The sequence below is a fragment of the Streptomyces sp. NPDC058701 genome (assembly GCF_042715295.1).
GTDB lineage: Bacteria > Actinomycetota > Actinomycetes > Streptomycetales > Streptomycetaceae > Streptomyces.
This window is the reverse complement of the sequence record NZ_JBHXSY010000037.1, coordinates 1-26,172: the sequence shown is the minus strand read 5'-3', so window position 1 is coordinate 26,172 and position 26,172 is coordinate 1. Positions and strand designations below refer to the sequence as shown.

Here is a 26,172-nt window from a genome sequence, read left to right as displayed (position 1 = left end):
CCTACAACACCCCCCCCCCTCGCGGCGCCTCGTTTTTTTGTTTAAAACACCCCGGGCGGGGGGGGCCCCCCCCGCGGCCGCCGCCCGGCCGGACGGGGCGTACGGGGCGCACGCGGAACGGGCCGGGCCCGGGACCACTCAGGTCCCGGGCCCGGCCCGTCCGCGCAAAGGATCGGCGGCGCCGATCAGCGGCGGCACCGATCAGGCGTGCACGCGCAGCAGCGACCGCATCGTCCGCATCGCCACCGACAGGTTCGCCAGGTCGAAGTCGTCCGAGCCCCGGATCTCGTCCAGGGTCGTCCGGGCCCGCGAGATGATCGCCGCGTTCTTCTCCTCCCACGCCCTGAAGCGCTCCTCGGGAGTCGAGGTGCCGTTGCCCACGGACAGCACGTCGGCCGTCAGCGCCGCGTGCGCCGCGAACAGGTCCTCGCGGATGGACGCGCGGGCCATCGACTGCCAGCGGTCGGACCGCGGAAGCTCGATGATGCGGTCCATCAGCTGGGTGATCTCCAGGCGGTCGGCGAGGTCGTAGTACACCTCGGCGACGTCCAGCGGGGCCACACCCGTGCGGTCGGCGATCGCGACGACGTCGAGCGTCGGGAAGGCCGAGGAGAAGCCGGCGACCTTGGCCGCCAGTTCCTCCGGCACGCCCTCGCCGATCAGCTCGTCCATGATCGACTGGTACCACTCCAGGTCGGCGCCGCGCACCAGCTTCGGCACCTCGTCCCAGACGTTCCGGACCCGCTCGCCGAAGAACTCGATGGTCTCGGTGATCTCCAGCGGCTGCGGCCGGTTGTTGAGCAGCCAGCGGGTGCCGCGCTCCACCAGGCGCCGCGAGTGCAGCCGGACCCGGGTCTGGACGCTGGCCGCGACCTTGTTGTCCAGCGCCTCGACCGCCTCCCAGACCCCGGCCAGACCGAAGATCTCGCGCGCCGCGAGCTGCGCCCGCACGATCTCCTCCGTGGAAGCCCCGGTCTCCTCGCGGAGGCGGTGCAGGAAGGTCGAACCACCGGTGTTGACGGTGTCGTTGACCAGGATCGTGGTGATGATCTCCCGGCGCAGCGCGTGCGCGTCGATCTGCTCGGGGAACTTCTCGCGCAGCGCGCTCGGGAAGTACGCGTAGAGCAGCCGGCGCAGGTACGCGTCGTCCGGCAGGCCGGTGGCGATCAGCTCGTCCGCCGTCGTGATCTTCGTGTACGCGAAGAGGACGGCGAGCTCCGGCTGGGTCAGGCCCCTGCCGTTGCCGAGCAGCTCGCGGATCTGCCGGTCGGTGGGCAGGAACTCCAGCTCGCGGTTGAGCAGTCCGGCACCCTCCAGGCGGCGCATGAAGCGCTGCTGCGCGTGCAGCAGGCTGGGGGCCTGGGCCGCGCCGTTGGAAAGGGCCACGTTCTGCGCGTAGTTGTTGCGCAGCACGAGGTGGCCGACCTCGTCGGTCATCTCGGCGAGCAGCTTGTTGCGCTGCTTGACGGTCATGTCGCCGTCCGTGACCACCGCGTTCAGCAGGATCTTGATGTTCACCTCGTGGTCGGAGGTGTCCACGCCCGCGCTGTTGTCGATGGCGTCGGTGTTGATCTTGCCGCCTTGGCCGCCCGCGCCGGTCCGGGCGAACTCGATGCGGCCGAGCTGGGTCAGACCGAGGTTCCCGCCCTCGCCGATGACCCGGGCTCGCACGTCGGAGCCGTTGACGCGGATGGCGTCGTTGGCCTTGTCGCCCACGTCCCCGTGCGTCTCGGACGTCGCCTTGACGTACGTGCCGATGCCGCCGTTCCACAGCAGGTCCACGGGGGACTGGAGGATCGCCTTCATCAGGTCGGCGGGGGTCATCTTCGTGACGCCCGCCTCGATCCCGAGCGCCGCGCGGACCTGCGCGTTGACCGGAATGGCCTTCGCCGTACGCGGGTGGACGCCGCCGCCCGCCGAGAGCAGCGCGGTGTCGTAGTCGGCCCACGAGGAGCGCGGCAGGTCGAAGAGCCGGCGCCGCTCGGCGTAGGAGGTGGCCGCGTCCGGGTTCGGGTCGATGAAGATGTGCCGGTGGTCGAAGGCGGCGACCAGACGGATGTGCTCGGAGAGCAGCATGCCGTTGCCGAAGACGTCGCCGGACATGTCGCCGACGCCGACGACGGTGAAGTCCTCGGTCTGGGTGTCGTGGCCCAGCTCGCGGAAGTGCCGCTTGACGGACTCCCAGGCGCCGCGGGCGGTGATGCCCATGCCCTTGTGGTCGTAGCCGGCCGAGCCGCCCGAGGCGAAGGCGTCGCCGAGCCAGAACCCGTACGCCTCCGCGACCCCGTTGGCGATGTCGGAGAAGGTCGCGGTGCCCTTGTCGGCGGCGACGACGAGATAGGTGTCGTCCTCGTCGTGGCGGACCACGCCGAGCGGCGGCACTACCTCGCCGGCCACCATGTTGTCGGTGATGTCGAGCAGCGCCGAGATGAAGATCTTGTACGAGGCGATGCCCTCGGCGAGCCAGGCGTCGCGGTCCACCGACGGGTCGGGCAGGTTCTTCGCGACGAAGCCGCCCTTGGCGCCGACCGGCACGATGACGGTGTTCTTGACCATCTGCGCCTTGACCAGGCCGAGGATCTCCGTACGGAAGTCCTCGCGGCGGTCGGACCAGCGCAGGCCGCCACGGGCGACCTTGCCGAAGCGCAGGTGGACGCCCTCGACGCGCGGGGAGTACACCCAGATCTCGAAGGCCGGGCGGGGCGCCGGCAGGTCCGGGATGGCCTGCGGGTCGAACTTCATCGACACGTAGCTGTGCTGCTCGCCGGCGTCGGTGAGCTGGAAGAAGTTCGTCCGCAGCGTCGCCTTGATCAGCGTGAGGAACGCGCGCAGGATGCGGTCCTCGTCGAGCGAGGCGACCTGGTCCAGGGCACCGTCCAGCTCCTCCAGCATGGCGTCCACGAGCTCGCTGCCGGCGGTCTGCCTGGCCGGGGACATCCGGGCCTCGAAGAGGGAGACCAGCAGCCGGGTGGTGTGGACGTTGTTGCGGAGGGTGTCCTCCATGTAGTCCTGGCTGAAGGTGGAACCGGCCTGGCGCAGGTACTTGGCGTACGCGCGCAGGACGACGGCCTGCCGCCAGGTCAGGCCGGCGCCGAGCACCAGGGCGTTGAAGTTGTCGTTCTCCGCGTCGCCCTGCCAGACCGCGGCGAAGGCGTCCTGGAACCGCTCGCGGGCGTCGTCGGCGAGGTAGCCGGAACCGCCGGCGAGGTCGCCGTTGCCGCCGGATACGGGCATCCGCAGACCGAAGTCGTAGATCCAGGCGCTGGCCCGGTCGGAGCGGCGCAGCTCGTACGGACGCTCGTCGGTGACCTCGACGCCCAGGCGCTGCAGGACCGGCAGGACCGCGGACAGCGAGACCTGCTCACCGGTGCGGTAGATCTTGAACCGGCGCTCGCCGGGACCCGCGCCGACCGGCTCGTACAGCGACAGCGCGAACGCGCGGTCGCTGGCGGAGAGCCGCTCCAGGTGGCAGAGGTCGGCGACGGCCGCGCGCGGCGAGTGGTCGGCCTTGTAGCCCTCGGGGAACGTGGTGCCGTAGCGGCGCAGCAGCTCGGCGGCGCGCTCCTCGCCGAGCTCGGCGACCAGGGCCTCGGCGAAGCCGTCGGCCCAGGAGCGGGCGGCGTCGACGAGGCGGCCCTCGATGCGCTCGACGTCGGCGTCGGTCAGGACGGGCAGTTCCTTGCCCTGCGGTACGCGGACGACGAAGTGGATGCGGGAGAGGATCGACTCGGTGTTCCAGGCGGTGAAGTCGACGCTGGTGCCGTCGAGTTCCTCCTTGAGGATGTCCATCAGCCGCAGCCGGACGCCGGTGGTGAACCGGTCGCGCGGCAGGTAGACCAGCGCGGAGTAGTAGCGACCGTACTCGTCCTGGCGCAGGTAGAGCCGCAGCCGGCGGCGCTCCTGGAGGTACAGGACGGAGGTGACGATGCCCCGGAGCTGGTCGACCGGGGTCTGGAACAGCTCGTCGCGCGGGTAGGTCTCCAGGATCTGGAGCAGGTCGCGGCCGTCGTGGCTGCTCGGCGCGAAGCCGGCGCCCTCCAGCACCTCGGCGACCTTGCGGCGCACGACCGGCACCCGGCGCACCGACTCGGTGTAGGCGGCGGAGGAGAACAGGCCGAGGAACCGGCGCTCGCCCACGACGTTGCCGTCGGCGTCGAACTTCTTGACGCCCACGTAGTCGAGGTACGAGGGGCGGTGCACGGTGGAGCGGCTGTTGGCCTTGGTCAGCACCAGCAGGCGGTGCTCGCGGGCCTTGGCGCGGGCGTCGGCCGGCAGTCGGTTGAAGGACGGCGAGACCGGGTGGCCGTGCTCCTTGTCGCTGTGCAGCGGGTCGGAGCGCAGGATGCCGAGGCCGGTGCCGGGCACGGCGGTCAGGGCGTCCCCGTCGACGAGGTTGTACTCGCGGTAGCCGAGGAAGGTGAAGTGGTCGTCGGCGAGCCAGCGCAGCAGCTCACGGGCCTCTTCGAGCTCGTACTCGCGCAGGTCGGGCGCGGTGGGCTCGTTCGGCAGCTCTTCGGCGATGCGCATCGCCGCGTCGCGCATCTTCTCCCAGTCCTCGACGGACTCGCGCACGTCGGACAGGACGCGCAGCAGATCGGCGGTCATCTGCTTGAGGTCGGCGCGGTCGGTCTCGCGGTCGATCTCGACGTGGATCCAGGACTCGATGAGGCAGTCGTGGGGGCGCTCGGTGCGGGGGCCGTGGGCGTCGCAGTCCGGGCCGAGGATCTCGATCAGCTTGCCGGTGACGTCACGGCGGACGACGACCTGCGGGTGGATCACGACGTGGATGCCGCGGCCCTGGCGGGACAGCTCGTTGGTCACGGAGTCGACGAGGAACGGCATGTCGTCGGTGACGACCTCGACGACCGAGTGGCTGGAGGTCCAGCCGTTCTCCTCGACCGTGGGGGTGTGCACGCGCACGTTCGCGGTGCCCTGTGGCCGGTTCTCGGCGAGCCGGTAGTGCGAGAGCGCCGCCCCGAACACGTCGACCGGATCCCGGTCCAGCAGATCCTCTGGGGCGGTGTGCAGGTAGTAGCGCTGGAGGTAGGAGAGAACGGTGTCCCGGTCCGGACGCCCTCCCTTGTCTGACCCAGTCGGAAGTAGCCCCCCGGCCGGGCTGTTCTCAGCTACCCGGGCCGCCCTCGTGAGCAGCTCGGCCTTTGCTTCGTCCAGCTTGGTCTGCATGTCCTCTGGCTCCTGTCGCGCGCCATTGCGTGACGTAGGTGAAGGAAGGAACGACACAGCGCCGCGGTGAGGCGGGATGGCCGTCCGTCATCGGGATCGACGCTATGTCGTCGAGAAAGCCGGCCGGGAGGGTTTCAGCCATGATCACCGAGTCCCGGCGGCGGGGACCAGCGATGGCCCGGGCACCGAAGTGCGCCGGGCTGGGTCCGGGGGCATCGGTGCCCCCGAGGACTATCGCGCTGATCACGGGTCAAGGCTATCCCCACCCACCCCCGGCCCGTCATGAGCTGTATGTGTACAAATCCGGGGGTGGAACTTTGACACTCTGGACAGCGACGCGACCGGCCGGCCGTGCACGGCGCTATTCGGCCAGCTCTCGAGCTGTCCGTACGGCCTCGGCCAGCGTGTCCACGACGGGCACACCGGCTGATTCCAGACTGCTGCGGCTGTGCGAACCGCCCGTGTAGAGCACGGCCCGGGCTCCGACGTGCGCGGCGGCGAGGGCGTCGTCCACGGCGTCTCCGATGAGGACCGTACGGTCCGCCGTCACGCCCGTCCCCTCCAGGGCGGCCAGGTGGCGTACGAGATGTCCTGCCTTGCTGGTGTGCGAAGGGCCGATCCGGCCGTCGACCCGCAGGAAGTGCCGCTCGATCCCGTGGAAGCGGACCAGGGGCACCAGCTTCTCGTGGGGCGCCAGGGACAGCAGGGACTGCGTGAGTCCGTCGCGCTGCCAGTCCCGGAGCAGTTCCAGGGCCCCGTCGGTCAGCCCGGCGTCGTGGGCCTCGGCCCAGTAGTGCCGGTGGAAGGTGTCGTCCATCACGAGCCACTCCGCCTCGGTGGGCAGCCGTCCCATGAGGCGCTCGTAGAACTTCGGCACGGGGACGACGTACAGGTCGCGGTAGGTGGCCAGGGTGATCGCCGGGAAGCCGAGCTCGGCGAAGGAGGCGTTCGTCGCGGCTATGACGGCGTCGATGTCGTGGAGCAGCGTGCCGTTCCAGTCCCAGACGATGTGGGTCGGGTGGTGCGGGGCGGCGGCGGTCACTTCAGCAGCCCCGGGATCTCCTGGACGCCGAACCACAGCAGCTCGTGGTCCTCGGCGCCGTCCACGGCGGACTGCGCGCCGCGGTCCCCGCCGTCGGCGGCCGCGAGGGCCGCCGCGGCCGCCGCGACGTCCTCGTGGGCGTCGTCGGCGTCGACGTGCACGGCGGCGGCCACGGCGAGCCGTACGGCGTCGGCGAGGGCGACCCGGCCGAGCGCGGCCTCGTCCTCGCCGGGGTCCGCCGTCGCGGCCCGGTCGGCGACGTCAAGGGCGATCACGACGCGCGTGCGCGGCGCGGCGGCGTCCTCGGCGAGCATCCGGAGGGAGGCGGCGGCGGCCCGGTTGAGCGCCGCGTACTCCAGCTCCTCCTCGTCGTCCGACACGTACCACTCGCGCAGCCCGGGGGTGACGGCGTACGCACGCAGCGGGGCGGGGCCCAGCTCACCCGCCTGGTGCGCCGCGGCGAGCCCGGGGAGGGTCAGGGGGACGTACACGCGCATGGCCGGCTGCTTTCGGTAGTCGGAAACGTCCCCAGGATACGACCGGCCCCCTGCGCCCGGCCCGCCCCCTCGCGCGAACCCCCGGCGCGGCCCGCCCCGTCCGCCCCGCTCCGCCCGGGGGTCCGGCCGAGTGACGGCCGCCGTCCCCCATCGGGGTGCCGGACCGGGCCCCGGCGGCGTCCACCCCCGTACGCGCACCCGCGCGGCGGGGGCCGCTGACGGGCGCCCGGCGGCTCCGGCGCACTCGGATAGGTGAACCCGCAGGCGCCCTGCGGCGGGCCGCGGGGCGGTTGCGGAGCGTGTTCGGCCGCCCGTAGAAGGTCCCCATCAAGTTACCGCCCGGTACCGCACCGGGCCCGGCCCGTACGGGGGCAGATCGCGATGGACACCACGATGCGCGGCACGACGATCGGCGGCGAGGGGAGCCGGCGACGGCCCTCCGCGGGACCGGGCCGGACCCGCCCGGCCGGACGGCGGGACACGCGCCGCCCGGCGGGCGGACCTCCGTCGGCCCTGCGGCTGGGCCCCCACCACTGGTTCGCGGAACGCCTGCTGGCGGTGGTCAGCGGCCGCCGACCGGTCCACTCGCTCCTCGGCCACACCGTCGGCCCGGCGTACCAGCAGCTCGTCGGCCTCGCCCCCGACGGCCCCCTGCGGCACCGGCTCCGCCCCGTCATCCGCCAGTGCGGCCGCTTCACCCCCGGCCCGGGCGTCATAGAGGCCTTCGCCCGCATCTCCACCGGAGACCGGGTGACGGCCATGGCCTTCCGCCTCGAACAGGGCCCGGACCTCCGCTGGCGCTGCGCGGCCGTCGAAATGCACGCCCCCCGCCCGTGACACCCCGACACCCCCGGCCCCACCGGCGCCCTGTCCCGCCCCGCCGGCGTGTGAGGCGCGGCGGTCCGGGGGCAGCGCCCCCGGCAACGGCGCCGCACCCACGCCCGCCTACCCCGGAACGGACCGGCACAACGCGGCCGGGGCCGGACACCACCCACGGTGTCCGGCCCCGGCCGACGGTCGATCCCACCCCAGCGGGGCTACTTCTTGCGGCGACGCCCGCCGGAAGCCTTCTGCGCCTTGCGCCGCTCCGCCCGCGTCATCCCGTCGCCGGAACCGTCGGCGTCGTTCTCGAAGTCGCCCTCGATCACACCGCCCTCGCCGTCCACGGTCGGCGCCGAGAAGTGCAGCCGGTCCGGCCGCTGCGGGGCCTCCAGCCCCTTCGCCCGGATCTCCGGGCGGGCCGGCGCCGCGTCCTTGGTCAGCGACGGCGCCACCGGGACCTCCTCGACCTGCTGCTCGACCTGGACCTCCAGGTTGAACAGGTAGCCGACGGACTCCTCCTTGATGCCGTCCTGCATGGCGTTGAACATGTCGAAGCCCTCGCGCTGGTACTCGACCAGCGGGTCCTTCTGGGCCATCGCCCGCAGGCCGATGCCCTCCTGCAGGTAGTCCATCTCGTACAGGTGCTCGCGCCACTTGCGGTCCAGCACCGACAGCACCACGCGCCGCTCCAGCTCGCGCATGATGTCGGAGCCGAGCGTCTTCTCGCGCGCCTCGTACTGCTCGTGGATGTCGTCCTTGACGGACTCCGCGATGAACTCGGCGGTGATGCCCGCGCGGTCGCCGGCGGCCTCCTCCAGCTCCTCCACCGTGACCTTGATCGGGTAGAGCTGCTTGAAGGCGCCCCACAGCCGGTCGAGGTCCCACTCCTCGGCGAAGCCCTCGACCGTCTCGGCCGCGATGTACGCGTCGATGGTGTCGTCCATCATGAAGCGCACCTGGTCCTGCAGGTCCTCGCCCTCCAGGACGCGACGGCGCTCCCGGTAGATGACCTCGCGCTGGCTGTTGAGGACCTCGTCGTACTTCAGGACGTTCTTGCGCGTCTCGAAGTTCTGGGTCTCGACCTGCGACTGGGCCGACGCGATCGCGCGCGTCACCATCTTGTTCTCGATCGGGACGTCGTCCGGCACGTTGGCCATCGCCATGACCCGCTCGACCATCTGCGCCTTGAACAGGCGCATCAGGTCGTCGCCGAGCGACAGGTAGAACCGGGACTCGCCCGGGTCGCCCTGACGGCCGGAGCGGCCGCGCAGCTGGTTGTCGATGCGGCGCGACTCGTGGCGCTCGGTGCCCAGGACGTACAGGCCGCCGAGGTCCTTGACCTCTTCGAACTCGGCCTTCACGGCCGCCTCGGCCCTGGTGAGCGCCTCGGGAAGGGCGTGCGCCCACTCCTCGATGTGCTCCTCGGGGTCCAGGCCGCGCTGGCGCAGCTCGGCCTCGGCCAGGTCGTCCGGGTTGCCGCCGAGCTTGATGTCGGTACCGCGGCCGGCCATGTTGGTCGCGACGGTGACGGCGCCCCTGCGTCCGGCCTGGGCGACGATCGTCGCCTCCCGGTCGTGCTGCTTGGCGTTGAGCACCTCGTGCGGGACGCCGCGCTTGGAGAGCTGCTGGGAGAGGTACTCGGACTTCTCGACCGACGTGGTGCCGACGAGGATCGGCTGGCCCTTCTCGTGCTTCTCCGCGATGTCGTCGACGACCGCGGCGAACTTCGCGACCTCGGTCCGGTAGATCAGGTCCGGCTGGTCCTTGCGGACCATGTCGCGGTTGGTCGGGATCGGGACGACGCCGAGCTTGTAGATCTGCTGGAACTCGGCGGCCTCGGTCATGGCCGTACCGGTCATGCCCGACAGCTTCGAGTACAGGCGGAAGAAGTTCTGCAGGGTGATCGTGGCGAGGGTCTGGTTCTCGTCCTTGATGTCCACCCCTTCCTTCGCCTCGATCGCCTGGTGCATGCCCTCGTTGTAGCGGCGGCCGGCCAGGATGCGGCCGGTGTGCTCGTCGACGATCATGACCTCGCCGTCGATGACGACGTAGTCCTTGTCGGCCTTGAACAGCTCCTTGGCCTTGATCGCGTTGTTCAGGTAACCGACGAGCGGGGTGTTCACCGACTCGTAGAGGTTCTCGATGCCGAGCCAGTCCTCGACCTTCGCGACACCGCTCTCGTGGATGGCGACGGTGCGCTTCTTCTCGTCGACCTCGTAGTCGCCGGTCTCCTCGATGCCCTTCAGCGGCTGGCCGGGCTCACCCTTCTTCAGGCGGGTCACCAGCTTCGCGAAGTCGCCGTACCACTTGGTGGCCTGGTCGGCCGGGCCGGAGATGATCAGCGGGGTGCGGGCCTCGTCGACGAGGATCGAGTCGACCTCGTCGACCACGGCGAAGTTGTGGCCGCGCTGGACGAGCTCGTCCTGGGACCACGCCATGTTGTCGCGCAGGTAGTCGAAGCCGAACTCGTTGTTCGTTCCGTAGGTGATGTCGCAGTTGTACTGCTCGCGGCGCTGCGCCGGCGACATGTTCGCCAGGATGCAGCCGACCTCCAGGCCGAGGAACTTGTGGACCCGGCCCATCATCTCGGAGTCGCGCTCGGCGAGGTAGTCGTTCACCGTGATCAGGTGGACGCCCTTGCCGGACAGGGCGTTCAGGTACGCGGGCAGCGTGCCGACGAGGGTCTTGCCCTCACCGGTCTTCATCTCGGCCACGTAGCCGAGGTGCAGCGCCGCGCCGCCCATCATCTGGACGTCGTAGTGCCGCTGGCCGAGGACGCGCTTGGCCGCCTCGCGGACGGTCGCGAACGCCTCCGGAAGGAGGTCGTCCAAGCTCTCGCCGTCGTGGAAGCGCTGCTTGTACTCGTCCGTGAGCGCCCGCAACTCGGCGTCGGAGAGGTTGACGAAGTCCTCTTCGATGGAGTTGACCTGGTCCGCGATGCGGTGCAGTTTGCGCAGGATCTTGCCTTCGCCTGCACGCATGAGCTTGTTGAAGACGGACACCGAGGTTTGTCTCCTTGCCGGTCGGGCCTGGGCACTGTACGTACACGGGCACGGCAGGTGGGCCCCACCGCAACGGCCATCGTAAGCGAGGACGTGGTCGCGTCGGGAGGTCCGCCGTATCCGCAGGGCACGGGTGCCCGGAATGAGAACGTACGGGGGACGCCCAAGGTGCCGCCCTTCCGGGAAATCGGTTCGCCGCGGGCGGCGCCGCGGCGCCAGAATCGGCCCATGGAGCCCACCACACTCAGCACCGACCGCCTCGACCTGCGGCCCTTCGCCCCGGCGGACGAGGACGAGCTGTACGCCGTCGCCCAGGACCCGGACATCCAGCGCTGGACCATGGTCCCCTCCCCCTACGAGCGGACGCACGCGCACCGCTTCGTGAACGAGACCGTCCCCGACGGCTGGCGCGAGGACACCGGCTACAGCTTCGCCGTCCGCCTCGGCCCCGGCGGCCCGCTGGTCGCGGCGATCGGCGTGCACGTCCGCCCGCCGGACGGGTACGAGCTCGGCTACTGGGCGGTCAAGGAGCACCGCGGTCGCGGCTACATGACCGAGGCCGTGGACGCGGTCGCCCGCTGGGCGTTCACCGTGCTGGACGTGCCGCGTCTGGAGTGGCGCGCCGAGGTGGGCAACGCGGGCTCCCTCGCCGTGGCCCGGAAGGCCGGCTTCCGGATAGAGGGCACCCTCCGGGCGGGCCACCTCCACAACGGCACCGCGCGCGACTGCTGGATCGGCGCACTCCTCCCCGGGGACCTGGGCCTCCCCTCCGCACTGCCCTACCTCCCGGCTCCCGCCCCCGCCCCCGAGGACCCGGGCGCCTAGTCCCCGGCCGCGCAGGCCCCGGCCCGCCCCCGCGGCCTCCGCCCGGACCCGCTGTCAGTGGCACCCCCTAGGCTGGCCGACCATGACGAGCCTGCCGCCGCCGACCGTGTCCCTCTCCGCCGACGAGGCCCGCCGCATCGCCCTGCGCGCACAGGGCTTCCTCGGGGCGCCCGACCGGCGCGGGGGTGTCCGAGGGGTGCTGCGCCACCTCGGCGCCGTACAGCTGGACACCATTTCGGTGCTGGCCCGCTCGCACGAGCTGATCCCGTACGCGCGCCTCGGCGCGGTGGGCCGCGCGGCGGTGGAGTCGGCGTACTGGACGGACCGGCACGCCTTCGAGTACTGGTCGCACGCGGCCTGCATCCTGCCCATCGAGGAATGGCCGCATTTCGCCTTCCGGCGCCGGGCCAACCGGGCGCGCGGCCACCGCTGGCACGTCCTGGCCGACAAGGAGCGCTCGACGAAGGCGGTCCTGGACCGGCTCGCGGCCGAGGGTCCGCTGACCTCCACCGAACTGGGCGGCGCCAAGAAGGGCGGCGAGTGGTTCGAGTGGTCCGAGACAAAGATCGCGGTGGAGTGGCTGCTCGACACCGGCGACGTGGTGTGCGGCGAGCGGCGCGGCTGGAAGCGCGTGTACGACCTGCCCGAGCGGGCCGTCCCCGACGCGCTGCTCCACGACGACCTGGACGACAGCACGTGCGTGCGCCGGCTCGTCGCCCTGGCCGGGCAGTCGCTGGGCGTGGGCACCCGCGCCGACATCGCGGACTACCACCGCCTCAAGGGCGAGCAGGTGGACGCGGTCATCGCCGACTCCGGGCTCGTCCCGGTGGAGGTCGAGGGCTGGGCCAAGGCCGCCTGGGCGGACCCGGCGGCCCTCGCGACGGCTCCCCGGGGCCGCCACCGCACGACGCTGCTGTCGCCCTTCGACTCCCTGGTGTGGGACCGGCCGCGCACGGAACGGATCTTCGGCTTCACGCACCGCCTGGAGGCGTACGTCCCCAAGCCGAAGCGGATCCACGGGTACTTCGCGATGCCGCTGCTGGCGGGCGGGCACCTGCGGGGCCGCGTCGACCCGGCCCGTGAGGGCCGCACCCTGGTCGCCCGCCAGCTCTCGCTCCAGACCCCGGCGGCGGCCGGCGCGATGGCCGAGGCCCTGTGGGAGGCGGCCCGCTGGGTGGGGTGCGAGGAGGTGCGCGTCGAGCGCGCGCGGACCCCGGCGGAGGCGGCGGCCGTCACGGCGGAACTCGCCCTCAGGGGTTGACGGCGGGGGCCCGGTCTCGGCCGGGCCCGGCCGGTCTAACGGATTTCGAGGATCTTCTCGCGCATCGCGTAGACCACGGCCTCCATCCTGGAGTGCAGCTGCAGCTTCTCCAGGATGTTGCGGACGTGGTTCTTGACGGTGTTCTCGGAGATGAACAGCTCCTTGGCGATGTCCCGGTTGTTCATCCCCGTGGCCACCAGCTTCAGGACTTCCAGCTCCCGGTCCGTCAGCCGCGGCGCGGGCACCAGACGCCGCTCGTCGGTGCGCTGGATCATCGACTTGAACTCGGTCAGCAGCTTCGACGCCATCGACGGACTGATCTGCGACTGCCCGTCCGCGACCGCGCGGATCGCGGTGGCCACCTCGTCCGTCGAGATCTCCTTCAGGAGGTACCCGGTCGCACCCGCCTTGATCGCTTCGTAGAGGTCCGCCTCCTCGTCGCTGATCGTCAACATGATGATCTTCGCGGAGGGCGCCACCTCCTTGATCGACGTGCACGCCTCGATCCCGCCGCGCCGCGGCATCCGCACGTCCATCAGCACGATGTCCGGCAGCAGGTCCGCCGCCTTGTCCACGGCCTCCGCGCCGTCCCCGGCCTCGCCGACGACCTGGATGTCCTCCTCCTGCGCGAGGACGATCTCCAGCCCGCGCCGGAAGAGGGCGTGGTCGTCGACCACGAGCACCCGGATGGGCTCCCGGGCCGGCTCCGCCGCGTCCGCCACCCGGCAGACCGCACCGTCGTCACCGCGCACCGGCCCGAAGCTGTCCGCCATCGTTCCTCCCCCTGCATGTGCTGAGCTGCTGGTCCAACCGGACGGAGACTGCCTCCGGTTGACTGCCCGCCATGATTCCATGCCCGCACCACGGCGCGGGGGGACTGTCGGCCACTGCCTGGCGCATACCCGTCGTACGGGTGCCCCCGCCGGGCGCTCTCGCGTCCGCCGGGGGCACCGGGGTGACGTACGTGCTCAGCCGCCGAGCGCTCCGCCGGCGCCGGCGCCGGACTCGTCCTCGCTGGAGGCACCGTCGGGGTTCAGGTGGATGATGCCGTAGTCGTACGCATGACGTCGGTAGACGACGCTGGGCATCTTGGTTTCGGAGTCGACGAACAGATAGAAGTCGTGGCCGACCAACTCCATCTCGTACAGAGCCTGGTCGAGCGACATCGGCGAGGCCGAGTGGGTCTTCTCACGGACGATGAGCGGGCCTTCGCCCTGCACCTCCAGCGATCCGATCCGGGTGGTCGGAATCGCGTCCGCCTTCTCGTCTGCGACCAGTTCGCCGTTCCCGTTCAGGGTCGCGGCGTTCGGCACCACGTCGGCGACCTCCGCCGCCGGGATGCGGCCACTGCCGCGGCGCGTGTTGCGCTTGTCGTGCTGCTTGCGCAGCCGGGCCTCCAGCTTGTCCTGAGCGAGGTCCAGCGCCGCGTACGCGTCGGCGGCCGCGGCCTCCGCCCGGATCACCGGGCCCCGCGAACGCAGGGTGATCTCCACGCGGTCGGAACGGTCGGCCTGCCGCGGGTTGTGCTCCTTGGACACCTCGACGTCCAAGCTGATCACCTTGGCGTCGAGCTTCTGGATCCGCTCCGGATTCAGCTTCTCGGCCACGTGCTTGCGGAACCGGTCGGGCACCTCGGTCTTGCGGCCCTTGACGACGATGTCCACGCAGAACTCCGTTCCCGGATAGCTCCGCCTCGTGGGGCGAAGCGTCTCCCTTTCGCACCAGACTCCGGTGTTCACCGGAGCCTCGGACTTGGCGACTTTCACCTCCTCCTCCCCCATCGGCAAGATCTACACCCCACCGACTTCGGAGTCGAGAGACAGCCTCCTGACACGAAGAATTCCGAAACGTGCGATCCGATGCGTGGGGCCCAAGGTTCGCCAGTTCCTCACAACCGAACATATCTCTCTATGACGGTTGTCGGCACCCGCTACCGGAACGTACCTCCGTTCAGGTGACTGGTCACTCTTACTACCTGCAACGATGCGCCTTCCCCTCCGGTTCCAAATCTATTCGCGAGATTTTTGCTCTGTACGGGTTCCCGACCGGTTCGGGCCGAAGGCCCCGGCGGGCGCCGCCACCACCGCCGCCACCGGATCCGCGCCCCGCGCCAGCCCCGCCGAGCGCACCGCCCGGGCCGCCTCCGCCAGCGTCGCCCCGGTGGTGATCAGGTCGTCCACGAGCACGAGCCGCGCCGCCCCTGCCGTCAGCCGCCCCCCGTCCCGGCACACGCCCAGGGCCCCCGCGAGGTTCTCCCGGCGCTGCCCGGCCCCCAGCCCGGCCTGGTCGGCCACCGCCCGCCGCAGCCGCAGTACGGGGGCCACGCGCGCCGGGACCCCGGACCGCCGCAACCGCCCGGCCGCCGCCAGCGCGATCCTGCGCGCCGGATCGTGCCCGCGCGCGCGGACCCGGTGCCGGGCCGACGGAACCGGCACCAGGACCAGCTCCCCCGCCCCGCCCCCGGCCGTGCCCCCGGCCCGGCCGGCCGCCGCCCCGCCGTGACCCGCCAGCACCGCCGCGGCGAGGGCCCCGCCGAGCACGCCGGCCAGCGGCAGCGCCCCGCGCTCCTTGTGCGCCAGCAGGACCTGCCGTACGCCCCCGGCGTACGCGGCGGCGGCATGCACCACCGGCAAGCCCTCCGGGCACGGAGACGGCCGTACGGACCCCGCCCCGGCCCCGCCGAGCGCGTCCCCGCAGTCCGCGCACACCAGCACCCGCGCGGCCCCGCAGCCGGCACAGTCGACCGGCAGGACCAGCCCGGCGAGCTCCCGCCACCACTCCCGCATGCGCTCCACTGTGCCGGGCCGGTACACCCCCCGCCACCCCTGTGGACAACCGGCGAAAGCGCAGGTCAGCTGGGGTGGATGAGCGACGCTCCGGCCGCCTCAGCCCGGGTACACCGGGGACCGGCCGCCCGCTGCCGCCGTACGCCACTGCGCACCCGGCGGCAGCCACACGATCCCGTCCTCCTTCGAGTACGCCAGCACCGGCTTCGGCTTCGCCTCGTCCTCCTCCGACACGGCCACCGCGACCGCCATCAGCTCCGTGGCCCCCGGCAGGCTCGCCGCGACCATCGAGCCGTCCGCCAGCATGTAGCGGGCCTGGTCGACCCCGCCGCTCTCCCGGCCCACCACCAGCAGCCGGCCCCGCGGGGCCCAGCTCATCGCCGTCACGTCCGCCATCTGCGGGGCGGCCGGGCGCAGCTCGCGCACCGACACCGCCGAGGCGGTCGAGGCGTCGGACCGCTCGACCCGCCCCACCCAGAGGTTCTTGCGGCCGTTCTTCTGCACGAGCAGCGCGATCCGCACCCCGTCGGGCGAGGCCTTCAGGGAGGTCACCGTCCCGCCGTCGAGCCCGGACACCTCCACCTTCTGGGGGGCGCCGACCCCGCCGGGCACCCGCCACAACCCCGGGGCCTGCGGGTCCTGGTCGGCGACCCACAGGTCCCCGGCCGCGTCCCAGCTCGGCGCCGTCAGCTGCGACTTGGCACCCCGGCCGACCGGCAGCGGCTGCGGCATCGCCCCGGACCCGACCAGCGGCACCACGTACAGCCCGTGCCCGTCCTCGGACACCACGGCCGCGCGCCGCTCGTCGTACGTCACCGCCGCCGAGCCGACTTTGAACGCGGGGGTCCCGGCCAGCGGGCCGGGCACCGCCTCCGGGCGGTACTGCTGGTCCTCGTTGGTGACGTCGAGGTTCATCCGGACGAGGTGGCTCTCCGCGTCCACGTAGTACTGGTAGACCGGCGTCCGCGGCCGGTTGGCGATCGCGGCCGCGGCCACCTCGGTGACCGCGCACTGCGGGGTCTTGCCGTCCGAGCGCAGCAGCTCCACCCGTTCGGGCCGCGACGCCGTCAGGTCCTTCACGGTGTAAAGGAGTTGGGTGGCCATCTTCTGGCACTGCGGCTGCGCGACGTTGTCGGCCTTCGCGTTGAGCGGCACGCGCAGCGTGTTCTGCCCGTCGTACGAGAGGGACTTGGTGCCCTCGCGGAGCTCCGTACCCGTGGGGAAGCTCGACTCGACGACCGGCCCGAGCCACTTGGACGGCCCCGCGAGCAGCGACTGCACCGTCTGCGTGGTGGGGTCCATCCGCGAATCGGGGTCGCTTCGCTGGCGCACGTACACCGGGTCGGCGACGAGCGTGCCGCCCGCGAAGTAGTACTTGTTCACGGGCATGTAGATGCGCTGGAAGTCGGACTCGCTGAGGACCAGGCTGCTGGGCGGCGTCGCGATCCGCCACTGCTTGTCGACCTGGACGAGCTGGAGGAACTCCTCGTACGATCCGCCCCCCGTCTCCGGCTGGTACGCGCTGCGCTCGTCGACCGTGGCGAGCTTCTTGCCGGTGACCTTCCAGCGGGCCCCGTCGGGCTCCTTCTCGCCCTTGACCGCGAACCGGTCGAGGCCCGAGGAGAGCACGGTGACGGCCGAGCCGGGCTTCCAGCTCTCCGCCGCGGTCTCCGTGAGGTACTTGCGGGCCGTCTCCAGCTGCGGGTCGTCGCCGGTCAGGGCCTCCAGGAAGCCGTCGACGATGTCGGCCGGGCTGGCCCGGTCCGCGGGCGGTACGCCGAACACCCGGACCTGCGAGTCGACGCCCTGCGAGGCCCGCACCGGGCGGATCTCGCCGCGGTCCGGCATCGAGGCGCAGCCCGCCAGCAGCAGTACGGCCGTACCCAGGGCGCACGCCCGCACGGTGCTCCGCCGCCGTCCGCGCCCCGGCGCGCTCCCCGCGCGCGTGCTGGTCGGCTCGGGCTCAGGGTCCATCGGTTCGGTCCTCCTGTGGTGCCTGCTCGGCGGGCCGGGCCACGACCCGGGCCCCGCTGCCCGGCAGGGCCGTCGGGTCGGCGGGTACGGGCAGCGCTCCGGCGACCGCCGACCGCGGCGGTATCGGCGACCGGTCGGGCCCCTCCGGCTGCCGGCGGTCCGCGGCGCTGCCCGCGGCCTCGGCGGCGGCCCTGGCCCGGTTGGCCCGCGAGTCCTCCGGCTCCAGCGGGATGGGCGAGCCCCGCAGCGGCTCGTCGGCGGTGCGCGGCAGGGTCAGGCGGAACTGCGAGCCGCCGCCCGGCTCGCCCCAGGCCTGGAGCCAGCCGCCGTGCAGCCGGGCGTCCTCGACGGCGATGGACAGGCCCAGGCCCGTACCGCCGGTCGTGCGGGCCCGCGCCGGGTCGGCCCGCCAGAAGCGGTTGAAGACCCGGGTGGCCTCGCCGGGCTTGAGACCGACGCCGTAGTCCCGTACCGCGACGGCGACGGCGCCGCCCGCGGAGGCGAGCCGGACCACCACGTCACGGCCCTCGCCGTGCTCCACGGCGTTGACGACGAGGTTGCGCAGCACCCGCTCCACGCGCCGGGCGTCGGCCTCGGCGATGACGGGCTGGGTGTCACCGAGGACCCGGATCCGGGTCTTCTTGTGTTCGGCGAGCGGCTCCGCCCCGTCGAGGACGCGGCGCACCACGTCCCGCAGGTCGATCGGCTCGGCCTCCAGAGCCGCGGCGCCCGCGTCGAACCGGCTGATCTCCAGCAGGTCGGCGAGAAGCGACTCGAAGCGGTCGAGCTGGCCGGCGAGGAGTTCCGCGGAGCGCGCGGTGACCGGGTCGAAGTCGACCCGGGCGTCGTGGATGACGTCGGCGGCCATCCGCACCGTCGTCAGCGGGGTCCGCAGCTCGTGCGAGACGTCCGAGACGAAGCGGCGCTGCATCCTCGACAGCTCCTCCAGCTGCTGGATCTTGTTCTGGAGGTTCTGCGCCATTTTGTTGAAGGCTTCGCCCAGACGGGCGATGTCGTCCTCGCCGGTGACCTTCATCCGCTCCTGGAGCCGGCCCGCGGACAGCCGCTCGGCGATCCCGGCGGCCATCCGCACGGGGGTCACGATCTGCCGCACGACGAGCCAGGCGATGGCGCTCAGCAGCACCACGACGAACAGGCCGGCGGTGGCGATGGTGCTCTTGACCAGGTTGAGGGACTCCTCCTCCTGCGTGAGCGGGAAGAGGTAGTACAGGTCGTACGGGTCGCCCTTGACGTCGGTGAGGCGCTTGCCCACGACCAGCGCGGGCCCGGGCGGCTTGCCCCCGGCCCCGGCGGTGTACCGGATCTCGGAGAAGGTCTTGAAGGTGCCGGTGCCGTCGTTGACCTCCCGGCGCAGCGCGAGCGGGACGCTCGCGGTCGGGTCCACGTTGCCGGAGGCGCGGGCGCCGCGGACGCCCTGGGCGCCCGGCTGGGCCTCGTCCCCCGTGCCCGCTCCGAGCGCGACGACCTCGAAGGCGGTCTGGCCGCCACTGGCCAGCTGTTTGACCAGGGAGTTCATCCAGGTGCTGGCGTCCATCCCGCCCCGGCTGTCGGCGGCGTCGGGCCCGTCCACCGTCGCGGGGGCGTTGGCCTTCTCCTGTGCGACCGCGAACCCTCCCGCGGCCTGGCTCTGCGCGGCCTCCTCCTTGGCGTCGAGGAGGCCCTTGCTGACCGACGCGATGACGACGAAACCGAGTGCCAGGACCACGGAGAGCGACATCAGCAGAGTGGCCGCGACCACCCGGAGCTGGATGTTGCGCCGCCACAGCCGGACAGCCGGAAGCACCGGCCGGCGTACGAGGCGTACGCACAGCCGCAGCAGGGGGCCGCCCGGCGCTCCGTCCTGGAGCAGCCGGCCTCCCCGCAGGGGCCCCCTGCGGGAGCCGCCGCGGGTCTTGCCGGGCTGCACGTCAGCTCGGTCCGGCCTTGTAGCCGACACCGCGGACCGTCACGACGATCTCGGGGCGCTCCGGGTCCTTCTCGACCTTGGAGCGCAGCCGCTGCACGTGCACGTTCACCAGACGGGTGTCGGCGGCGTGCCGGTAGCCCCAGACCTGCTCCAGCAGCACCTCGCGGGTGAACACCTGCCAGGGCTTGCGGGCGAGCGCGACCAGCAGGTCGAACTCCAGCGGGGTCAGGGCGATCGAGGCGCCCTCGCGCTTGACCGAGTGCCCGGCCACGTCGATCACCAGGTCACCGATGGCCAGCTGCTCCGGCGCGGGCTCTTCCGACCTGCGCAGGCGGGCCCGGATGCGTGCCACCAGCTCCTTCGGTTTGAACGGCTTCACGATGTAGTCGTCGGCCCCGGACTCCAGGCCCACGACCACGTCCACCGTGTCGCTCTTGGCGGTGAGCATGACGATCGGCACGCCGGACTCGGCCCGGATCAGCCGGCACACCTCTATGCCGTCCCGTCCGGGCAGCATGAGGTCCAGCAGCACGAGGTCCGGCTTCGCCTCCCGGAAGGCAGCAAGTGCCTTGTCACCGTCCGCTACGAACGACGGCTCAAAACCTTCTCCACGCAGCACAATGCCGAGCATCTCGGCCAGCGCGGTGTCGTCGTCGACGACAAGGACGCGTCCCTTCATGGTTGACATCATCCCATTAGCTAATCGTTACCAGGCGGTGAGCTGTCCCACAGCCAAAAGGGCTGGAAATCGCCCCTCGGACCTGCGTGGGGATCAGCCCGACCAGTCTGCCCGGGATCCGGGTGACAATTGAAGGTACGGGCTGCCGGAGATCCGGGGGGACGGCCGGTCCGTTCGGAGGTCCCACGTGGCACGATGGCAGCGACCAGCGCCCCCGCCCCAGCAGGTGCACGTGAAGGAGCGACGATGAACGACTCTCCGGGCTGGGCTACGCCCGGATCCTCCCCGTCCGACGGTGAGCGGCAGGGCGCACCCGCCGACCAGCCGGCCACGGGCGACCCCAAGTGGTCCGCCCAGCAGCCGCCGCCCGGCCAGTGGTCGAGCCCGGCCGCCGGCCAGGGCGCCCCTCCGGCGCCGCCCCAGCAGCCCCAGCCGGGCCAGGGCTGGGGATCGTACGGCCAGCAGCAGGGCGGCCAGTACAGCGGCCCGTACGGCTACCCCGGCGGCCCCGGCCCGTGGGGCAAGCCCCCGGCCGCCAAGCCCGGGGTGATCCCGCTGCGCCCGCTCGGCCTCGGCGAGATCCTCGACGGCGCGGTCAGCACGATGCGGTCCCACTGGCGCTCGGTCCTGCCGATCACGCTGGTCGTGGCCACCGTCGTACAGGTGATCAGCATCCTCGTACAGAAGCTCCTGCTCGCGGACCTCGCGGTCTCCATAAGCGAGACCCCGACTCCGGAAGAGCTGGTCAACGGCCTCGGCAGCGGCCTGTCGATCACGGTGGCGACCAAGCTCATCGAGTTCCTGGGCACCGTCGTCGTCACCGCCATGCTCACGATGATCTTCAGCCGCGCGATCCTCGGCCAGGGCTCCACCGTCTCCGAAGCCTGGCGCGACGCCCGCCCCCAGTTGCTCCGCCTCATCGGGCTGACCCTGCTGCTGGGCATCGGCCTGTCCCTGCTCGGCGCCGTCCTGCTGCTGCCCCCGATCCTGGGCGGCAGCGTCGGCCTGGCCCTCGTCGGCGGGCTCGCCTGGATGGTGCTCGCCGTCTGGCTGTGGATCGCCTTCAGCCTGGCCTCGCCCGTCCTGATGCTGGAGAAGAGCGGCATCTTCACCGCGTTCGGCCGCTCCTGGAAGCTCGTCAAGGGCTCCTGGTGGCGCATCTTCGGCATCACGGCGCTCACCGTGCTGATCGTCTTCTTCGTCTCGATGATCATCGTGATGCCGTTGACGCTCATCGGCGTCCTCGCCTCCGGCACCGGCATGACCGGCCTGACGGACGGCAGCGCCGGCACCACCTGGGGCGCGCTGATCTTCTCGGCCGTCGGCCTGATCATCGCCCAGACGATCACCATGCCGATGCAGTCCGGCGTCACCGTCCTCCTGTACGTGGACCAGCGCATCCGGCGCGAGGCCCTCGACCTGGAGCTCGCCCGGGCCGCCGGTGTGGAGAACTACGGCCACGGCGCGACCGGAGGCTGATCCACCGATGATGAGTACGGGGGGCCTCATCAGCCACGCCGCACCGCTCCTGCCGGGCGCGGAGACACCACCGGTGACGCGCGACGCCGGCCGGGAGGCGGCCGAGCGCGAGCTGTCCAAGCCGCAGTACCACGAGAACGACCCGAGCCTCCTGGACCGTGCCCTGGCCAAGGCCCTGCGGTGGATCGCCGACCTGTTCGACGCGGCCGCCGGGGCCGCCCCGGGCGGCCCCCTCGGCCTCCTCGTGATCGTCGTGGCCGTCGCCCTGGCCGTCGCCGCCCTGTGGTGGCGCCTCGGCTCCCCCCGCCGGAGCCTCGCGGGCCCGGGCAGCCTCTTCCACGACGGCGTCCGCAGCGCCGACGACCACCGCACGGCCGCCGAGGCCCACGCCGCCGCCGGCCGCTGGAACGAGGCCGTCCAGGAGCGGATGCGCGCCGTCGTCCGCTCCCTGGAGGAACGCACCCTCCTCGACCCGCGCCCCGGCCGCACGGCCGACGAGGCCGCCGCCGAGGCCGCCGCCTCCCTCCCCGGCCACACCGCCGAACTGCGCGCAGCCGCCCGCGCCTTCGACGACGTCACCTACGGCGGCCGCACCGCCGACGCCGACGCGTACGCCCGCCTGCGCGCCCTCGACACCGCCCTGGACCGCGCCAAGCCGCTCCTGACGGGACCCACCGCATGACCGGCCCCACCCCGGACCCCGCCGGCACCCCCGGCCCGACCGCCCCCGGCACCGCCTCGGCCGCAGACCCGGCGGGCCCCGCAGCACCGGCCCCCGGCACCCCCGCCCCGGCGACCGCACCCCCCGCCGACCCGAGGACCCCCGGCCCCCCGGCCGCAGAGACCGCGCAGCCCGACCGGCCCGCTCCCGCGCCTGCGCCGTCCCCCCGAACTCCCGCCCCGGCGGCCTCCCTTACGCAGGGCACCCCCGCCGGGGCCGCCCGCGGAGCGGCCGATTCCACCGGCGGGCCCTCCGGCCCCGGACCCACCCGCCCCGCATCCCGCCCCGCCGCACCGGGCCCGGGCGCCGCCTGGGCCGCCACCACCCCGGCCGCGGCGACGGCCGTCGCCCCCGCTCCCGGCGACGACGGCACGCCGCCCCTCACCGGGACCACGGCCGCGCCCCGCCGACTGCCCCGGCGGCGGCGCGTACGCAACGGCCTCGCCGTCCTGGCCGTGCTCGTCACCGGCGCCGCCGTGATGGCCGTCCTGAGCTCGGGCAGCCGCCACGGCCACCTCGACCCCCGCTCCGCCGACCCCTCCGGCAGCCGCGCCGTCGCCGCGCTCCTCGAGGAGCGCGGCGTGACCACCCGCGTCGTCACCACCGCCCGTGAGGCCGCCGCCGCGGCCGGCCCCGGCACGACCCTCCTGGTCACCTCCCCGGACCGCCTCGGCGCCACCCAACGCAGCGCCGTCCGCTCGGCCATGGACCTCTCCGGCGGCCGCACCGTCCTCCTCGCCCCGTCCGAGCCGAGCCTCCCCCTCCTGGCCCCCGGCGTGCGGTCCCGGGGCAGCGCCCACCCCGACGTCCTGGCCCCGGATTGCACCCTGCCGGCCGCCACCTCCGCGGGCCGCGCCACGACCGGCACGGGCCTGCGCTACACCACCCTCCCCGGGGCCACCGCCTGCTACCCCAGCGGCGGCCACCCCACCCTCCTCCTCGTCCCCTCCGGCCGGACCGGCGGCGACACCGTCCTCCTGGGCACCGAGACCCCGCTGCTGAACCAGAGCCTCGCGAAGGAGGGCAACGCCTCCCTCGCCCTCCAACTCCTCGGCTCCCGCCCGGAACTCGTCTGGTACCTGCCGTCCCTCGCGGACAGCGACCCGGACACCGCCCCCGACGCCGAGGAGCAGAGCCTCTTCGACCTCATCCCCGCCGGCTGGTCCTGGGCCCTGCTCCAACTCCTCGTCGCCGGCGTCCTCGCCGCCCTCTGGCGCGCCCGCCGCCTCGGCCCGCTCGTCACCGAGCGGCTGCCCGTCGCGATCCGCGCCTCCGAGGCCACCGAGGGCCGCGCCCGCCTGTACCGCAAGGCCGACGCCCGCGACCGCGCCGCGACCGTACTGCGCGCCGCCACCCGCGAGCGCCTGGCCGCGCTGGTCGGCGTACCGCCCACCCGCGCCCACGACCCCGCGTCCCTCGTCTCCGCCGTCTCCGCCCGCCTCACCGGCACTTCGGCGTCCGGCGACGTGACCGCCCTCCTCTTCGGCACCACCCCTTCCGACGACGCGGCCCTCGTCGCGCTCGCCGACCACCTCGACGCCCTCGAAAGAGAGGTCCGTACGTCATGACGTACCCGGCCACCGAGTCCCCGGCCCCGACCGCGGACAGCGCCCGCGCTTCCCTCGAAGCGCTCCGCACCGAGATCGGCAAGGCCGTGGTCGGGCAGGACTCCGCCGTCACCGGTCTGGTCGTCGCGCTCCTGTGCCGCGGCCACGTCCTCCTCGAAGGCGTCCCCGGCGTCGCGAAGACCCTCCTCGTACGGGCCCTCGCCGCGTCCCTCGAACTCGACACCAAGCGCGTCCAGTTCACCCCGGACCTGATGCCGAGCGATGTCACCGGCTCCCTCGTCTACGACGCCCGGACCGCCGAGTTCTCCTTCCAGAACGGCCCGGTCTTCACCAACCTGTTCCTCGCGGACGAGATCAACCGCACGCCCCCCAAGACGCAGTCCTCGCTCCTCGAAGCGATGGAGGAGCGCCAGGTCAGCGTCGACGGCACCCCGCGCCCCCTCCCTGAACCCTTCCTCGTCGCGGCCACCATGAACCCGGTGGAGTACGAGGGCACCTACCCCCTCCCGGAAGCCCAGCTGGACCGCTTCCTCCTCAAGCTCACCGTGCCCCTCCCCTCCCGCGAGGACGAGATCGGCGTACTGACCCGCCACGCGGCCGGCTTCGACCCGCGCGACCTGGCCGGCGCTGGCCTGCGCCGGGTCGCCGGCCCGAAGGAACTCGATGCCGCCCGCGAGGCCGTCGCCCGCGTCACGATCTCCCCGGAGATCGCCGCGTACGTCGTCGACGTGTGCCGCGCCACCCGCGAGTCCCCGTCGCTGACCCTCGGCGTCTCCCCCCGCGGGGCGACCGCCCTGCTGGCCACCGCCCGCGCGTGGGCCTGGCTCACCGGCCGCGACTACGTCACCCCCGACGACGTGAAGGCACTCGCCCTCCCGACCCTGCGCCACCGCGTCCAGCTGCGCCCCGAAGCGGAGATGGAGGGGGTCACGGCCGACGCCGTCATCACGGCGATCCTCTCCCACGTCCCCGTCCCCCGCTGATGGCCCTCACCGGACGCGCCGCCCTCCTGGCGGCCCTCGGCAGCATCCCCGTCGGCATCCTCGAACCGAGCTGGACGGGGATGCTCGCGGTGAACGGGACCCTCGCCCTGGCCTGCGCGGTCGACTGCGCCCTCGCCGCTCCGGTCCGCACCCTCGCCCTGACCCGCTCCGGGGACACCTCGGTACGCCTGGGCGAACCGGCGGACGTCCACCTCACCGTCACCAACCCCGGCGGCCGCACGCTCCGGGCCCGCGTCCGCGACGCCTGGCCCCCCAGCAGCTGGCTCCCCGGCACCGAGCAGGCCGCCTCCCGGCACACGGTCGTGATCCCGGCCGGCGAACGCCGCCGCCTGACCACCCGCCTGCTGCCCACCCGCCGCGGCGACCGCCGGTCCGACCGCGTCACCATCCGTTCCTACGGACCGCTGGGCTTGCTCTCCCGCCAGGGCACCCACGTGCTCCCGTGGACGGTCCGGGTCCTCCCCCCGTTCACGAGCCGCAAGCACCTCCCGTCCCGCCTCGCGCGCCTGCGCGAACTGGACGGCCGTACGAGCGTGCTGACCCGCGGCGAGGGCACCGAGTTCGACAGCCTGCGCGACTACGTGCCGGGCGACGACACCCGCTCGATCGACTGGCGGGCCACGGCCCGGCAGAACAAGGTGGCGGTCCGCACCTGGCGCCCCGAACGCGACCGACACATCCTCATCTGCCTGGACACCGGCCGCACCTCGGCGGGCCGCGTCGGCGACGCCCCCCGCCTGGACTCGGCGATGGACGCGGCCCTGCTGCTCGCAGCCCTCGCGACCCGCGCCGGCGACCGCGTGGACCTCCTGGCCCACGACCGGCGGATCCGCGCGCAGGTCCAGGGCCGTGCCGCGGCGGACACCCTGCCCGCTTTCGTGAACGCGATGGCCCCGCTGGAACCGGAGCTCGTCGAGACGGACTCCCGCAGCCTGGTCTCCACCATCCTGCGCACCGCCCCGCGCCGCTCCCTGGTGGTCCTCCTGACGAGTCTGGACGCAGCCCCGATCGAAGAGGGCCTGCTCCCGCTCCTCCCCCGCCTGACCCAGCGCCACACGGTGCTGCTGGCCTCGGTCGCCGATCCGCACGTCGCCGCCATGACGACGGCCCGCGGCGACATCGATGCGGTCTACGAAGCCGCGGCCGGCACCCAGTCCCAGGCCCAGCGCCGCCGCACGGCGGACCAGCTGACCCGCCACGGCGTCCACGTCGTCGACGCCACCCCGGACACCCTCGCCCCGTCCCTGGCCGACGCCTATCTCTCCCTCAAGGCCGCCGGCCGCCTCTGAACAACCCGTACACACGGCGGGCCCCGCGACACACCGGGGCCCGTTCCGGCGCCCCAAAACCGGTCCGGAACGCAGAAAAGCCCCGCACCATAAGGTGCGGGGCTTTCCCACA

18 protein-coding genes are annotated in these 26,172 nt (G+C 72.8%); 8 read left to right on the top strand and 10 right to left on the bottom strand.

The window, feature by feature from the left end; genetic code table 11:
- Window positions 1-201 precede the first annotated feature (201 nt).
- The 3 genes from ACFWW8_RS29620 to ACFWW8_RS29610 all read right to left on the bottom strand — a co-directional run bounded on the left by ACFWW8_RS29620 (window position 202) and on the right by ACFWW8_RS29610 (window position 6,723).
- Window positions 202-5,184: an NAD-glutamate dehydrogenase gene (locus tag ACFWW8_RS29620; RefSeq protein WP_386533416.1), complete on the bottom strand. Its 4,983-nt coding sequence runs from the start codon at window positions 5,182-5,184 to the stop codon at window positions 202-204.
- 361 nt (window positions 5,185-5,545) lie between these two features.
- Entirely contained in the window at window positions 5,546-6,226 is a 681-nt protein-coding gene (locus ACFWW8_RS29615) for an HAD family hydrolase (protein WP_386533413.1), read from the bottom strand.
- Window positions 6,223-6,723 (bottom strand): DUF6912 family protein, encoded by a 501-nt coding sequence (locus tag ACFWW8_RS29610; RefSeq protein ID WP_386533410.1) that lies wholly within the window; start codon window positions 6,721-6,723, stop codon window positions 6,223-6,225. The genes ACFWW8_RS29615 and ACFWW8_RS29610 overlap by 4 nt, the downstream gene beginning before the upstream one ends.
- Before the next feature lie 381 nt (window positions 6,724-7,104).
- Between ACFWW8_RS29610 and ACFWW8_RS29605 the strand changes: the two genes are divergently transcribed.
- On the top strand, window positions 7,105-7,560 hold the full coding sequence (locus ACFWW8_RS29605) for an Rv3235 family protein (RefSeq protein ID WP_386533408.1): 456 nt from the start codon (window positions 7,105-7,107) through the stop codon (window positions 7,558-7,560).
- Window positions 7,561-7,760: 200 nt separating this feature from the next.
- On the opposite strand, the gene secA is transcribed toward ACFWW8_RS29605, so the two are convergent.
- Window positions 7,761-10,547: a preprotein translocase subunit SecA gene (gene secA / locus ACFWW8_RS29600; RefSeq protein WP_386533405.1), complete on the bottom strand. Its 2,787-nt coding sequence runs from the start codon at window positions 10,545-10,547 to the stop codon at window positions 7,761-7,763.
- 228 nt (window positions 10,548-10,775) lie between these two features.
- On the opposite strand from secA, the gene ACFWW8_RS29595 reads away from it, so the two are divergent.
- Window positions 10,776-11,372, top strand: a complete 597-nt coding sequence (locus ACFWW8_RS29595; protein WP_386533402.1) for a GNAT family N-acetyltransferase — start codon at window positions 10,776-10,778, stop codon at window positions 11,370-11,372.
- An 82-nt stretch (window positions 11,373-11,454) separates the two neighbouring features.
- Window positions 11,455-12,633 (top strand): winged helix-turn-helix domain-containing protein, encoded by a 1,179-nt coding sequence (locus tag ACFWW8_RS29590; protein WP_386533399.1) that lies wholly within the window; start codon window positions 11,455-11,457, stop codon window positions 12,631-12,633.
- Between the two features lie 35 nt (window positions 12,634-12,668).
- On the opposite strand, the gene ACFWW8_RS29585 is transcribed toward ACFWW8_RS29590, so the two are convergent.
- From ACFWW8_RS29585 to mtrA, 6 genes are all read right to left on the bottom strand, one after another.
- Complete coding sequence (locus ACFWW8_RS29585) at window positions 12,669-13,406, bottom strand: response regulator (RefSeq protein WP_386533396.1); 738 nt, start codon at window positions 13,404-13,406, stop codon at window positions 12,669-12,671.
- A 195-nt stretch (window positions 13,407-13,601) separates the two neighbouring features.
- Window positions 13,602-14,297, bottom strand: a complete 696-nt coding sequence (gene hpf / locus ACFWW8_RS29580) for a ribosome hibernation-promoting factor, HPF/YfiA family (RefSeq protein ID WP_386533393.1) — start codon at window positions 14,295-14,297, stop codon at window positions 13,602-13,604.
- A 345-nt stretch (window positions 14,298-14,642) separates the two neighbouring features.
- Window positions 14,643-15,419, bottom strand: a complete 777-nt coding sequence (locus ACFWW8_RS29575) for a ComF family protein (RefSeq protein ID WP_386533391.1) — start codon at window positions 15,417-15,419, stop codon at window positions 14,643-14,645.
- 99 nt (window positions 15,420-15,518) lie between these two features.
- Complete coding sequence (locus ACFWW8_RS29570; RefSeq protein ID WP_386533388.1) at window positions 15,519-17,393, bottom strand: LpqB family beta-propeller domain-containing protein; 1,875 nt, start codon at window positions 17,391-17,393, stop codon at window positions 15,519-15,521.
- Window positions 17,383-19,320: an MtrAB system histidine kinase MtrB gene (mtrB, locus tag ACFWW8_RS29565; RefSeq protein WP_386533385.1), complete on the bottom strand. Its 1,938-nt coding sequence runs from the start codon at window positions 19,318-19,320 to the stop codon at window positions 17,383-17,385. The genes ACFWW8_RS29570 and mtrB overlap by 11 nt, the downstream gene beginning before the upstream one ends.
- A gap of 1 nt (window position 19,321) precedes the next feature.
- Entirely contained in the window at window positions 19,322-20,011 is a 690-nt protein-coding gene (mtrA, locus tag ACFWW8_RS29560; RefSeq protein ID WP_189828951.1) for a two-component system response regulator MtrA, read from the bottom strand.
- 234 nt (window positions 20,012-20,245) lie between these two features.
- On the opposite strand from mtrA, the gene ACFWW8_RS29555 reads away from it, so the two are divergent.
- The 5 genes from ACFWW8_RS29555 (at window position 20,246) to ACFWW8_RS29535 (ending at window position 26,060) form a co-directional block, all read left to right on the top strand.
- Window positions 20,246-21,478, top strand: a complete 1,233-nt coding sequence (locus ACFWW8_RS29555; protein WP_386533382.1) for a glycerophosphoryl diester phosphodiesterase membrane domain-containing protein — start codon at window positions 20,246-20,248, stop codon at window positions 21,476-21,478.
- Between the two features lie 7 nt (window positions 21,479-21,485).
- Window positions 21,486-22,160: a DUF4129 domain-containing protein gene (locus ACFWW8_RS29550; protein WP_386533379.1), complete on the top strand. Its 675-nt coding sequence runs from the start codon at window positions 21,486-21,488 to the stop codon at window positions 22,158-22,160.
- Window positions 22,161-22,609: 449 nt separating this feature from the next.
- Window positions 22,610-23,767 carry a DUF4350 domain-containing protein gene (locus ACFWW8_RS29545; protein ID WP_386533492.1) on the top strand — a complete coding sequence of 386 codons (1,158 nt, stop codon included), beginning with the start codon at window positions 22,610-22,612 and terminating at the stop codon, window positions 23,765-23,767.
- Complete coding sequence (locus tag ACFWW8_RS29540; protein ID WP_386533376.1) at window positions 23,764-24,750, top strand: AAA family ATPase; 987 nt, start codon at window positions 23,764-23,766, stop codon at window positions 24,748-24,750. Before ACFWW8_RS29545 ends, ACFWW8_RS29540 begins: the two co-directional genes overlap by 4 nt.
- Window positions 24,750-26,060 (top strand): DUF58 domain-containing protein, encoded by a 1,311-nt coding sequence (locus ACFWW8_RS29535; RefSeq protein ID WP_386533373.1) that lies wholly within the window; start codon window positions 24,750-24,752, stop codon window positions 26,058-26,060. Before ACFWW8_RS29540 ends, ACFWW8_RS29535 begins: the two co-directional genes overlap by 1 nt.
- The last annotated feature ends 112 nt before the right edge of the window (window positions 26,061-26,172 follow it).